8 protein-coding genes are annotated in these 12,897 nt (G+C 58.6%); 1 reads left to right on the top strand and 7 read right to left on the bottom strand.

What is annotated here, in order from left to right:
• Window positions 1-22: 22 nt before the first annotated feature.
• The 6 genes from ACOYYX_RS40680 to ACOYYX_RS40655 form a co-directional block, all read right to left on the bottom strand.
• Window positions 23-964 carry a hypothetical protein gene (locus ACOYYX_RS40680; protein ID WP_422932205.1) on the bottom strand — a complete coding sequence of 314 codons (942 nt, stop codon included), beginning with the start codon at window positions 962-964 and terminating at the stop codon, window positions 23-25.
• A gap of 670 nt (window positions 965-1,634) precedes the next feature.
• Window positions 1,635-2,150 carry a hypothetical protein gene (locus tag ACOYYX_RS40675; protein WP_422932204.1) on the bottom strand — a complete coding sequence of 172 codons (516 nt, stop codon included), beginning with the start codon at window positions 2,148-2,150 and terminating at the stop codon, window positions 1,635-1,637.
• 273 nt (window positions 2,151-2,423) lie between these two features.
• Entirely contained in the window at window positions 2,424-3,605 is a 1,182-nt protein-coding gene (locus ACOYYX_RS40670) for a hypothetical protein (RefSeq protein WP_422932203.1), read from the bottom strand.
• Window positions 3,606-3,678: 73 nt separating this feature from the next.
• Complete coding sequence (locus tag ACOYYX_RS40665) at window positions 3,679-4,632, bottom strand: hypothetical protein (RefSeq protein WP_422932202.1); 954 nt, start codon at window positions 4,630-4,632, stop codon at window positions 3,679-3,681.
• A gap of 44 nt (window positions 4,633-4,676) precedes the next feature.
• Window positions 4,677-4,913: a helix-turn-helix transcriptional regulator gene (locus tag ACOYYX_RS40660; protein WP_422932201.1), complete on the bottom strand. Its 237-nt coding sequence runs from the start codon at window positions 4,911-4,913 to the stop codon at window positions 4,677-4,679.
• A 1,366-nt stretch (window positions 4,914-6,279) separates the two neighbouring features.
• Window positions 6,280-7,146 (bottom strand): hypothetical protein, encoded by an 867-nt coding sequence (locus ACOYYX_RS40655; protein ID WP_422932200.1) that lies wholly within the window; start codon window positions 7,144-7,146, stop codon window positions 6,280-6,282.
• 800 nt (window positions 7,147-7,946) lie between these two features.
• Here ACOYYX_RS40655 and ACOYYX_RS40650 point away from each other — a divergent pair.
• Complete coding sequence (locus ACOYYX_RS40650) at window positions 7,947-11,030, top strand: SIR2 family protein (protein ID WP_422932199.1); 3,084 nt, start codon at window positions 7,947-7,949, stop codon at window positions 11,028-11,030.
• A gap of 892 nt (window positions 11,031-11,922) precedes the next feature.
• Here ACOYYX_RS40650 and ACOYYX_RS40645 read toward each other — a convergent pair.
• Entirely contained in the window at window positions 11,923-12,159 is a 237-nt protein-coding gene (locus ACOYYX_RS40645; protein ID WP_422932198.1) for a hypothetical protein, read from the bottom strand.
• Between the last annotated feature and the right edge of the window lie 738 nt (window positions 12,160-12,897).

The raw sequence follows: 12,897 nt of genomic DNA, 5'->3' as shown, positions 1-12,897 counted from the left end.
TCGGTGTCAATCCGTGGTCCGCTTAATTTCGAGCGGACTCGGGCCGGGGGACGCTCGCCATCATCATCCGATGGGGGAGGATCACGAGGACGGTCCAGCTGTTCGGCTCCCGGGCCATCTCGTGGAGTGACTCGGATGTCGCGGCGTGGTGATCGGGGGCGTACGCTTTCAGTATCCGCTCCCACGTCTCCAGCTCGATGAGGCCCGTCATTCCAAGCTCGGGTATGTCCGACTCGTCCCTCCCGGCCAGCAGGAGGGCCACGGTGCCCCAGCGGCCTGCGAAGGATTCGACCGGGATGATGATGCCGAGGAAGATGCGAGAGTCATCGTCGCCCGCCTCCTCGCGGAAGGAGGTGGCGATCTGCGGCATGGCATCGCCGATCAGCCTTTGAGCCGTCTCCAAGTCCTCGGCCTTGGTCGGGACCTCCTCCTCGACACGATCCGGGATCAACTCGGGGGCCGAACCCGCCATGGCCCTCTGGACCTCGGCGACCTTAGTCTCCTGCTCCCAAGGGCCCAATCCGGCGGTCTCGGCGACGACGTCGCCCATGATGCGATGCCTGGCCTCGCCGGGCGAGACACCGTCCCCGCCGATGATGGCGGCCTCCGCGGCCAACGCCATGACGGGGGTGGGGAGCTTGAGCATCGCCTCGCCTGGATTCTCGCGGAGCCTCTGCCCGATGAGCTCGATCGCGAAGAGCTCGATCGCGGGATCCAGGTGTTGCGCGTACTCGAAGAAGTCGCGACGGATGCATAGGGCCTCGCCCTTGGGCCCCTCGACGATCGTCACGGATTGGCCCCTGCGGCTGCATTCGGCGGCCCACTCGCTGGGCGATCGGCCTTGGTCTCTCCCGGCTGCGTCCCAGAGGACGTTCAGGTCCAACTGGGCTTCGCGGCCTCCTCGGGCCTCGAGTTCGGCGTTGAAGGCCCGGAACACGGGCGTATCGGGCGGCTGGATGTCCATGGTGTTCGTCCTCGAGGAGCGGCGGTCCGGCTCGAGGCCTGGGACGCCGCTCGGCGTTGGGTGTTGAAGTCCTGTTCAAGGCGAGATGGGTCAGGCACCGGCGGCCCTGGGGAAGCCCGAATCCAGCACCTGAGATTGGGCCCGAATGTCGCGACGGACTCTCTCCAGCGACCGCCTGCCGATGGCGATGAGCGATGAAAGGCGTGCCTTCTTCCATTGCCTGATCCGGGATTTGACTCCTGGTTGGATTGGAAGATTTGTTTGAGTCCTATCATTGTGGAATGACTTTTCTGGACTGTGATGCTGCGTCTATCCGTCTGTTTTGTCTATCAGGCTACTCTCAGGATCCTTGTGCAGTGGGGATATCCTCTGTCGCTCTTTTGACTCTTCAGAACATTATTGCCATGCTGTTCGTGATGAATGGGCTGTGTCTTGTGGCCTTTGTAGTCCTCACGTCTCTGCTGGAGAGGCTTTGCCGTTCCTTGCTTGAGCGTTTGTTCTTCCGTTTGGCTGTGCACGTGGTTGATGGTGTTCAGGTCTGAGTGGGTTTGCCGTGGAGCTTCTTCATTCTGTTTCTGTGAATTGTTAAAGATTGGATCCATGCTGCTGTCTATTTTGAGTCAATGTCCCTTGCTATTGATAGAGTAATGGTATCCTGAGGATTTGGCTTTTATGCTGTTGATATGATTTCATCCCAAAAGAGAAATAAAGGAGAAGAAGTAGTACGCCCAATAAACAAGAAGAGAACAACGGCCTCGACCAGTTGCGAGCGGTCGGTCCGCGTTGGCGAACTCGTTCGAGCCAAGGAGTACACCGCCTGACCCGACTCATCCGATTCGGGACCGCACGGTCCCAAACTGGACACGACCTCGGCCCACTGGATCCGCCGATTGACCTGCTGGCGACCCAGGCCCCATCGGGCCTCGCAGTAATCCTCGAAGGTCGAGTGCGTGTCGCGATAAAGCCGCCCGTTGCGGATCGCAAGGAAGGCGTTGCCTGCCGCGAGGCTGGATTGGAGGCGACTCCGGATCAGAACTTCAAGGCGTCCGAGCTCGGCGGCCTCCTCGGGGGATAGCCTCGCCTCCGTGCGGAGCTGCATCGCGGACGGATGACTGGCCCCACAAGGCTTGGCAATGGCCCGGCTGGGCTGATTCCGCCACTCCTCATTCGTGCCGACGACAGTCATGATCGTTCCTCGGGGTGTGGGTCTCGGGGATGTGGAATCTGGACGATGCATGTCCCGACGGTCGTCACCTCCTCGGGGCCTTCTTGTTCATCCACCTCTTGATCGTGGAGGGCTTCCAGCGAGGGCTATCCCCGACGGAAGCATCCGGCCTGGGAAACCCGTCCATGGAACACAGCAATCGCGCCACCGCAGTCATCGAGAGCAGTGGTTGGACCCTGGATTTACGCCGCTTGGGGGCCCGTCGCCTGGGCAGGCTCGGCCTCGTCACCGTCGTCATCCGCTCGGGCTCGACAAGCCCGTCGAGCATGTCGTAAATGCGACCGCGGGGGGATGGCTGATAGAGCTTGGGACCGGGAACCATCGATGTTCTCCCAGATCAGAGGCCAGGGATCGTGTAGCCGCAGCCGTTGCACCGCCCGCAGAGGACTTTCCCGGGGACGACCCGGTGTAGGAGCCCGAACCGTTGCACTTGGTGCACAGGCACCAGGTACTCGGCGGAGCGGCATGCGCGAGGCGGATGATCGCCTTGTGCATTAAAGTTTGCCCATAGTCTGACTTGACGCCGACGCGAGCGTGCACGCGGGATTTGAGCACTCGCAGCAGCAGCTCGGCGTCGCGATAGATCAACGCGTCTGCGTCGAAGCGGGCCTTGACGACCTTCTTGCGGATAGGGAACGAGACGAGCCACTCCTCTTCGTCGAACTCGGGCTCGGCCAGAACCTCGTCCAAGGCTTCTAATACAGCAGCCTCGGCGGCAGCCGCGGCCGCTCTTTTCTGCCCCTGCTGCAACCTCATGCCCTCCATAAATTCCTGCGTCGCGCTGGAAACAGACTTCTTGCGGACGTGCGTCTTGCCCCGGGCCGCGAGGACCTGACGCGAGCCCATATTGATCGTCTTCTTTCCGGAGAGGATCTCCTCTTTGATGGTGGGATTCGACTTAGCCTCATCGAGTATCACGCGGGCCCTTTCGACCTTTGATCGTGATGTTCCAACGATGCGAGCGGTCTGTAGAGCGGACTTTTCTGGCAAAGCCTCACCTGAGGTTTTGCCACCAGTGTGTTGATTACCTCGATCTCCGCCTCGCTTCTCCCTTGAATCAACGGCCTCGATTAACCTCAGCAGATCTACATCTGTCAAATTCCGGCGATCACGCTGGTTGGCGATCGCATAAGCAAGTGCTGCGTCCTCGTCGGCGAACTCGTGGTAGCAGACGGGGATCGTCGCGGCCTCGCACTCGATGGCGGCCTCGCGGCGGGTGTGGCCGTCGATCAGGAGGTTATGACCCTTCCAGACGTTGACCGGTTTGGAAGGGTCGTAACCATGCTCACGCATCGACCCGACGATGGACGCCTTGATCGCGGGCGTGATCGGGAACAGCGTCGAGAACGGGGGCTCGACGCGTAAGGACTTCGGGTCGACGAGCGCGTAGGAGATCTCTGTTGCGGTGGCGATCATGGATCAAAGCCCCAACCCAGGCCATGCCCTCCCCGGATACGCGCCGGGTGTCCTCGCACGGCAGGACGAATGCTCACTCATCTCCCGGGACCACATCCACCCCCGAGACGTGATACGCATGGCCCTTGCAGGCCGCACACTTGCCGACGAGCTCCATCTTGCCCGTCCCTCGGCACATCTTGCAGGCGGCCCAGCGGCTGGGATCGGCCTGGCGGAGGTAGCGATCGTGGATCGTGAGCCAGGGCCCGAGGTGCTTGCCGGTCCGCTTGGCGGCGACGATCGCCCGACGCGTCACCTCGCGATACTGCCGGCGATGCGGCGTGGCGAATCGGTACGCGATCGCCTCGGCGTCGAACCACTGCCGGGCCTCGCTCGAGAGGTTGGCCCTCGCCGGGAGCGTCTCCAGCCACTCGGCGTCGGTGAGCTCGCGATCACCCTGCGAGCCCTCGCCTGCCGTCGGCTCCTCGCCCTCCTCCTCGACGATCGTGACCTCGGCATCGATGGGGATGATGCCGTCCTCGCGTCCCCGGGCGACGTCGGCCGGCTCATCGCGGGCCGGGATCGCTGGCGGGGGGGCCTTGATCTGCTGCACGGCCTCGCGGACTTGTTTTTCCGTGGGCTGTGAGCCACCCGCGATCTCCACGGCCTTGTCCCAGGCCTCACGCCTTCGTGGGGCATCGAGGCTGGAGAGGGGCCGGGCTTGGACCTCATTGGTGGGCATCGGGGCGGGCACGCCGCCCGTCGTGCAATTAGCGGTTGCTTCCAAATCCGAGACGACGGACACGGCCCTGATCATCTGATAGGCCCGCATCCGAGAGATGCCCCATCGATCCTCGCAGTAGGCCTCGAAGGTCGAATGAGTGGCCCGGTAGAGCCGCCTGTCTCGGACCACGGCGATGGCCTCGCCGAAATCGAGCCAGGCCTTCTTCGTCCGATCCATCACGTCTTCGAGACGACGGAGGTCCGCGGCCTCGGCCTGAGTCAGGAACTCCTTCTTCTCCACCGTCGTCATGGATTGCTCGTTCATCGCGTGTGCTCCTCCCGATGCTTGTGGCCCCTAGACTCCTCAGCTCACTCGATGGACTGCTTCACACCTCGCTGTTCGCCGATCCACCGATCGATCGTCGAGGCCCGCCATCGCGGCATCTTGCCGACGTACAGGTCGGGCTCGGGCAGCCTGCCCGAGGAACGCATCCGGTCGATCGAACGTCGGGTGGTCACCAGCAGCTTGGCCAGGGCGTCCACGCTGAAGAGAGGATCGATCGGCCGGAACTGCATGTCTTGTTCTCTTGATTCGGTGCTCGTCATGACTTCTCTCCGCTGTCGAATAGGAAGCTTCCCGTCGCACTCGAGTCCGGGCTTGCCCGTTTGGCTCATCAGCGATTTGTTGGACTTGCCATGACCGAATGCGACGGCCTCTATAGAACTGTTACCAGCCAGATGGCCTGTCCACAACCACACTAGTGTAAATTTTATCCGGCGTGCCGAACGCAAGTCATGACGCCCTTTGCGTTTGGCCCAGTCGCGTTGCATCCTGGGCAAAGTCGGCAGTGCTCGGGGTCGCCCGGCCTCCATTCGCGGATGACGATGGGGGCGAAGGGCCTCGAACGACCTCCTCGGATAGGGGCGTCGGCTGAGGGATGGGATCGTCCGCGAGCGACTCCAAGCGGGGCACGTCGCGAATGCGGATCCAGCCGACCCCCTCGAGCCGCTTGGCGTCGGCCGGCTTCTCTGCGAGCTCGCCCCACTGGTCATCGGTCCAAACCTCGGTGGCGAACACGGGCAAGCCGCCCAGCTGCGTCCCCATGTCGCGGACGAGGGCCCGGCCTCGGGCCGATCGGCCTTGGCGGGGAGGATCGGCAGGCCCAGGGCCAGCATGCCCCCCACCAGGCCGCGGCGGGTCATCTGCACGTCTCGTTCGTCGTTGCTCGTCATGGTGTGCATCCCGTGCGTGTGGTCAGCTATGGTCGCGTGTGTCGGCTCTGGATGTGGCCTTCGTCCCATCCCGCCCTCACGGCGGGCGATCGATGGCGTGGCGTGATCGTGAGGGCATGGGATCGCATGCCCCGAGCGTGTAATGTCGGTGCACCCTCCCGAGCCGAGCACTTCCTAATATAGCATAGGATCCATTCTCGAGGATTCGGCCAATCTGTCATATCTGGTTCCGATTTTCCAATATATCGAGATTGGGACTTCTTCCATTGCCTGATCCGGGATTTGACTCCTGGTTGGATTGGAAGATTTGTTTGAGTCCTATCATTGTGGAATGACTTTTCTGGACTGTGATGCTGCGTCTATCCGTCTGTTTTGTCTATCAGGCTACTCTCAGGATCCTTGTGCAGTGGGGATATCCTCTGTCGCTCTTTTGACTCTTCAGAACATTATTGCCATGCTGTTCGTGATGAATGGGCTGTGTCTTGTGGCCTTTGTAGTCCTCACGTCTCTGCTGGAGAGGCTTTGCCGTTCCTTGCTTGAGCGTTTGTTCTTCCGTTTGGCTGTGCACGTGGTTGATGGTGTTCAGGTCTGAGTGGGTTTGCCGTGGAGCTTCTTCATTCTGTTTCTGTGAATTGTTAAAGATTGGATCCATGCTGCTGTCTATTTTGAGTCAATGTCCCTTGCTATTGATAGAGTAATGGTATCCTGAGGATTTGGCTTTTATGCTGTTGATATGATTTCATCCCAAAAGAGAAATAAAGGAGAAGAAGTAGTACGCCCAATAAACAAGAAGAGAACAATTAAAGTCGTCAGACAGGTCCATCGAGGGCCTCGGCGATGGATACTTCCGTAAACACGGCGAGGGGCGAGAAGCGGTCCGGCGGGGCATGGCCTCGTCGTCGAGGTCGAGAGGGGATCGGGCCTGCACGCTCCGGACGGTCCGGGCCAGCTCGGCCAGCGTCCGGGCCATCAAGTCGTGGGCATAGGTCTCGAAGCGTCGCAGGCGGGCGGCCTCGGACTCGATGAGCTCGTCGAGGGTCAGGAGGGCCGGACGGGCAGGAAGCTCCTCATCGTCGGCCTGGACGGGCTCTACCGCGGTTGCCGTCGGCTCGATCACCTCGGGCTGCGTGGCCTCGACCTGGGCGGGCAGTTCGGCCGGGGTGGGTGTCCCATGTGTCCCAACCGTCTCGACCTCGGCCACCACGGCCGGGGCAGACGAGTGGAGGCAAGCAGAGCACGGTTCGACCTCATCGGCCGGACAGCAGGGCTCGGCGGCCGGGGCGGCAGCATTGGCCACGGCGGTCGGGGCGTCGAGAAGTCCCATCGCCACGAGGGCTCGGCCATGCTTGCAGCACTCGGCCGTTATCCCCTTGCGTCGGACCTCGTAGTCCGGGCAGTCGCAGGCCACCAGGCCATCGTGGGTGCGGACGACGTCGTAGACGGCCCCGTCGGCCTTCTTGACGATGCGGAAGGCCTTGCTACCGAACCCCCCTGCGGGGATCGATTCGACCATGTAAACCGCGTGGTCGATGGCCAGGGCGAGCGAGTAGACGGGGGTCTTACGGGCGGGCTTGACTTCGCGGCGGCTGCGGGCAACGATGGACATCGGTGAGCCTCCTAAACAGGCTTGCCATCCGGCCTCGTGGGTGTCTTCAGCACTCACGGGGCCTTTTCGTTTTCAGGTCTCGGCCATTCCTCGACCCGGCAAGTAAAGTATAGATTTTGTAGTGCGATATGTCAATCGTGCGGCGTACGATTTTTTCATGTTTTTGCCCTACTTTGTCTTTACTCGGCTCGATCGAATTTGTTGACCATCATCTGCGCGTTGGCTACACTTTGTAGTGCAATTCATCTTGGCGACTGGGAGGGAATTCAGAATGGGAAAGCGTTCAGGTGAACATGAGCCAAGTGCAGCCGATTCGACTCGCCCAAGTGCAAACGAGAGGAGGATGGGACGCCCCGCTTCCACGGAAGGTCCCAAGCACAACGTGCTCTCAATCCGCGGCTCGACGGAATGGCGTGATTGGCTGAATCGACTGTCAGATCACTGCCGCCTGAAGTCGGCAGATGTCGTTGATCGGGCCTTGATCGTCTACGCAAAGCAGGAGGGCTTTACTGAGCCTCCGCCAAAGCGATGAGCTACCCCTCGACTTGAGGATCACACCTGATGCGTCCATTAGCGTTCCGACGCCTCCCGAGGTGGAGCGATGTTGTCTGCTCCTGGAGACTTTGCCTGATAACTAGGGCCGAGAATTGGCCTAAACGCATTCAATTGAGATATCATTGCCCTGAGCGTTGAATCCCAAAATAGGTTGAGAGTGGACGATCATGCTCGGTTAGAGTAACGACCTCGCAGGTTGCAACGTTGGATGCTGCTCGAAAAGATTTTTTCATAGGTGGACGACAATGGAGCTGCCCTCGGGACTTGTCTCTGCTATTAGCGATGGAAGGGCAGTTCTTCTATTAGGAGCAGGTGCGTCTTTCGAGGCCAAAAATCCACGTGGCCAGAAGCCACCCTCCGGGGCCAAACTAGCTGAGATGCTCGCGAACAAGTTTCTGGGAGGCGAATTCAAGGACTACCCTCTCAATATGGTGAGCGAGTACGCCATCAGCGAGACAGACTTGGTGTCCGTGCAGGAGTATCTACGAGAGGTGTTTGAGGAGTTTGAACCGACGGATTCGCATAAGAAGCTCACCACCTTTCGCTGGCGTGGTCTGGCAACGACCAATTATGACCGCTTGGTCGAAGGGGCCTATGAAACAACTCAGGGTGCTGTACAGAAGATCGTGCCATTCTTGGGTAATGGGGACCGTGTCGATGAACGGCTTCGCCATCCGGACTCGTTGCCCTACTTGAAACTCCACGGCTGCATCACCCGTACCTCCGACCAAGATCTTCCGCTGATCCTCACAACTGACCAGTACATTGATCACCTCCACGGGAGGGATCGTCTCTTCGATCGTTTTCGTGACTGGGCATGGGAGCATACTATCGTCTTTATCGGGTACGGTTACCAAGACTCGGACTTGCGAGCCATACCCCTCCAGTTGGAGGCCCTAAAGGCGAGCCGTCTGCGAAACTACCTGATCGTCCCCGGGATCAAAGAGATACAGCGACGGTTCTGGGAGACAAAGAAGGTCACGTGCCTGGACGGTACCTTCGACAGCTTCATAGCCGCCATCAATCTGAAGGTCGGAACCACATTCCGTGGGCTGCTGAAAGACACCCCGGTAGGCAATCTAGCCATCGCTGCCCGATTCGTCAGAAAGAGTGACCGTCTCGACGCGCGGACCGAGATGTACTTGTCGAATGAGGTGGATTACGTCAAAGCGGTGAAGACTGAACAGGTTATTGCTCCAAGCAGCTTCTACAAAGGGATGAACCTGGGTTGGGCGGGAGTCGAACAGGGCCTGGACGTTCGCAGAAAGCTGGGAGACACGATACATCTGGAACACTTCTTTGAGGAGGGAGAGAAGGATCTACCCGAATTCGTAGTCGTAAAAGCTCCTGCTGGGAGTGGTAAGACTATTCTGCTGCAGAGAATCGCCTGGGATGCCACACAAGATCTTAATAGATTATGTCTCTATGTACGGCCGGAAGGCACAGTAGATGCCCGGGCAGTTCGCTCGATAGTTGAATTGTGTAGGGAGCGAGTTTTTCTGCTCGTTGACGATGCACCGAGCCGCGTTGGTGAACTGCGGAAGTTCTTCCGGGAGATCGGCGAGGCTGGCAAATGGTTGACTTTGATTACGACAGCCCGTACGAACGAATGGAACATCTCTGGTAGCCCCCTGTCGGCTTTCGTGACTGACGAATACGAACTGGAGTATCTTTCCGATGTCGAGATCTCGCAGCTGCTCGTGCTCCTTGAGAAGCATAATGCCTTAGGAACCCTTCGGAAGTTGGACGAAAATTCACGCCGGCAGGAGCTTGCAGATCGCGCTGGGAGGCAGATCCTTGTGGCTTTACATGAGGCTACTTATGGTAAACCGTTCGTTGAGATCATCCGAGACGAGTATGATCACATAGTACCGCATGAAGCTCAGCAAATCTACTTAACTACTTGTATCCTGAATCGTCTGGATGTACCCGTGCGGGCTGGCATTATTTCACGTCTGCATGGAATCACGTTTGAACAGTTTAAGGAGAGGTTCTTTGCACCTTTAGAGCTAGTGGTCCGAGCAAAAACGGATCCAATCTCCAAGGACAAGATGTACCTGGCTCGTCATCCCCATATTGCCGAGATCGTTTTCCAGGAAGTTCTCACCGACCCAGAGGAACGTTTGCAAGCGTACCTGGACTGCCTTGAGAGCTTAAACGTTGATTACCAACCAGATAGGAGAGCATTCCGTTTGATGGTCCGTGCCAGGTCATTGATGGAGATATTCTCAGACTATACCGGGATCAGCAAAGTCTATCTGGCTGCAGAAGAGCGGGTTGGTGAGGACCATCACCTCTTCCACCAGATGGCGATTTTCGAGATGATTCGCCCAAATGGGGATCTGGAACGGGCGGCCTCACTGCTTAAGCGGGCATCAGAGATTCGTGCTGACCGTAGCGTTTTGCACTCGATGGCGGAACTGGAACTGCGGCTGGCAGACGAATCGGGATCGCCTTTAGAGGCAGAGAGGCATCTGAGGAATGCGGCCGATTCGTGCATTGGCATGATGAGAAACAGCACGGACGCCCATCCGTATCACACTTCAGTCAAAATTTGGCTGAGGAGGATCCGATACGCCCTCATCCCGGACAGTAGAATCGGTGACTCCGAGCTTGAAGGGTTCGTCCGGGAGGCGGAGAAAGTCCTGGATGAAGGCTACAAGCGTTTTCCCAACGACACTTACTTGGCTTCGGCTGAGGCGGATCTCGCAAGCACCCTGTCCGACTCTGATCGAGCGATGCGAGCCCTAGACAAGGCCTTCGCGAACAATAATAAGAATGCTTATATTGGGACACGACTGGCACGAATATACGCAAGAAATAATGACATACTACGGGCTGTCGATGTTTTGAAACGCGCCATTCAGGCCAAGCCTTCCGATAAGAGGCTCCATTATGACTACGCGAAGCTGCTGGTAGTCACTCGGGATGCCGATCTCGACGAGACAATTTACCATCTTAGGAACTCATTCTCCCCAGGAGACACCAACTTCGATGCGCAGGTCCTTTACGCTAGACAACTCTATCTCAAAGGTAACATGGAAGAGTGTCGGTCTGCGCTTAGTCAGATGAACACTACCGAGGTTTCCTGGGAGCAGAAAGAGCAAATCTGCTACCCCTTGGAAGGCACCTTTCAGGGTACAGTTTCCAAGATTAAAGAGTCGTATTGCTTCATCCTGAGGGATGGTATCGGAGACAGCTTGTTCGCCGGATGGCGGGCTTTCTCAAAGGAAGCCTGGAAATTGCTTATGAGCCACTCACGAGTTGAGTTCCGGATCGGATTCACCATGAAAGGGGTCAGGGCCTTCGAGGTAAAGCTCCTCGGATGATGTAAGAGGGGCGTCGTTCGAGCTCCCGTCGGTGAAATAGGATGATCAGGATGCCCCGACCATTTGGCTACGTGAGCGATCCTGCTATCTCTGGGCCCTCTCTCGTGGTCAGTCGCACTCGGGCTCAACTACTTCCGGCCTGAAGGCTCTCTTAACGTTGTGAACAGTCGTCAACAAACTGCCCGCCGCACATGTCGCGAGTCTGTAACGCGAGGGCTCGACATGGGCCGAGACGAAGCTTTTCAGGCGAACGGCGGGATTTCGGCTTGAGGTATGCGCCTGTCCAGGTATAATGCTTGTGCGTGACGCGAATCGGCCGCGGATTTCGGGTTCGACTCCCGGGTCACGGATGGCGGGAAACCAGCCGCGACGCCAATCGGACCTTGGCAAAAAACTCCCTCTAAGGCCCCGGCCGTCTCCTCGGAGATTGCCGGGGCCTTGGTGGTTTCCTGGTTGAGTGTTCTCGTGATCAGTGGTATCATGTAAATGAAAGGACGGGAGCGTCCCATTCAAGGTCCGACAGCGGGGAACGGCCGCCGGCCTGCCGAGTCAGCCTCGGTCCCGCATCCCGATCGACGTGCCCCTTTGGCTTCGGCGACATCGTTGCACGCGGCCATCGACTTCAGGGTCAAGAGCCCTGAGGAAGCTCACCCCGGGGAGTGAGGCACGCATAATTCGTTCAGGGCTCGTGCAGAGGGGGCACTGAGGTGGCGATGGGTCGCACGGCGTACGCCGGAATCCCTCGCTGGCAACAATATAGAGCATTGAAGAGGACGATACGTCGAGCCGGCGGGCCGGGCCGCGGGTTCGAGCCCCGCGTCGACGTCTTTTCTCTTTGTTCTCTTCTTGTTTGTTCAGGTACTTCTTTCTTGTTCTCTTCTTTCTCTTTGGATCAAATCACCTGCGTGGCAGGCAGATGTCCGGGCCCGGCGATCACCTCCCCGGCCGACGGGACGCCGTAAGAGCATCGCCATAGTGAACTGCCCAGAGTCACCGTTAGCTTGAATTCACCGTCAATGCGATCGGCGATGCCGGATCCTTCGCCGATCGACTCTCCCGCCTCGGCGGTGTAAACAACTGTTCTCATCGCAGAGACCCAGGGGACGCCGGACTGGATCGATTTGCTCAAGATTGTCCCGTGCCCCAGTCGGCTCCTCAGGAGTGGTCGACACGAGCATCAAAGCGCTGGCGATTCTGGTCGATCGTCCGAGCCGAGAGGAGACTCCTTCGCGAGTTCCAAGGCCTCAACTGTAGCCACCCGGAATCGATACTGGGGGCCGCCCGAGGTCTGGAGCCTGATAGCAGGGAGTCGGGCGAGGCATGCCAGGCCCCACGCTTCCGCAGGAGGTAAAACCCGTCACTCCACAAGGCCGTCCAAGGCCAGGAGCGGCCCCGCGACGGTCGGGCGAGGGTCGACGCTCGAGCGTTCGATCGGCGTCCTTTAAATGGGATGAGTGCGTGCATGCATGCGATTGGTTGCAGTGTGGACCGGATTTCTTGTGCAACTATCAAAATTGATGCATCAATAAAGTTTTGTCCGAATGCATAAGTCATTGTGCGCACCAGGATTCTTTGTGTTTGGATAATGTTGGTCGTGCCGATTTTGCCGCGATTTGCGATGCGGGCCCTTGCATCATCGCCGATCGTCTAATTAGAGTGTGGCCATCACTGATTTGCTTCGATGACGAAGTCACAAGGGTGACAGGTTTCATTGCATGGACTGAAGTCACACTTCTTCATATCGATAGCGAATTGACCCCTGCCAGGCTGGCCACCTCCGCGTGCCACGTCCGGCTCTCGATCGGGATCAAGGCATCGTCGCCCCGTCCCGTGACGCTGCGATATATCATCAGGTTTATTGAATATA

It is taken from the genome of Singulisphaera chitinilytica, from assembly GCF_049331405.1.
Taxonomy (GTDB): Bacteria; Planctomycetota; Planctomycetia; order Isosphaerales; family Isosphaeraceae; genus PoT.
The sequence above is the reverse complement of the archived record's forward strand: the minus strand, read 5'-3'. Positions and strand labels throughout refer to the sequence as shown.

Bases quoted from the DNA above. Each gene is read 5' to 3' on its own strand.
- ACOYYX_RS40680 (WP_422932205.1), bottom strand. From the start codon at position 964: ATGGACATCCAGCCGCCCGATACGCCCGTGTTCCGGGCCTTCAACGCC.
- ACOYYX_RS40670 (WP_422932203.1), bottom strand. From the start codon at position 3,605: ATGATCGCCACCGCAACAGAGATCTCCTACGCGCTCGTCGACCCGAAG.
- ACOYYX_RS40660 (WP_422932201.1), bottom strand. From the start codon at position 4,913: ATGACGAGCACCGAATCAAGAGAACAAGACATGCAGTTCCGGCCGATC.
- ACOYYX_RS40665 (WP_422932202.1), bottom strand. From the start codon at position 4,632: ATGAACGAGCAATCCATGACGACGGTGGAGAAGAAGGAGTTCCTGACT.
- ACOYYX_RS40655 (WP_422932200.1), bottom strand. From the start codon at position 7,146: ATGTCCATCGTTGCCCGCAGCCGCCGCGAAGTCAAGCCCGCCCGTAAG.
- ACOYYX_RS40675 (WP_422932204.1), bottom strand. From the start codon at position 2,150: ATGACTGTCGTCGGCACGAATGAGGAGTGGCGGAATCAGCCCAGCCGG.
- ACOYYX_RS40650 (WP_422932199.1), top strand. From the start codon at position 7,947: ATGGAGCTGCCCTCGGGACTTGTCTCTGCTATTAGCGATGGAAGGGCA.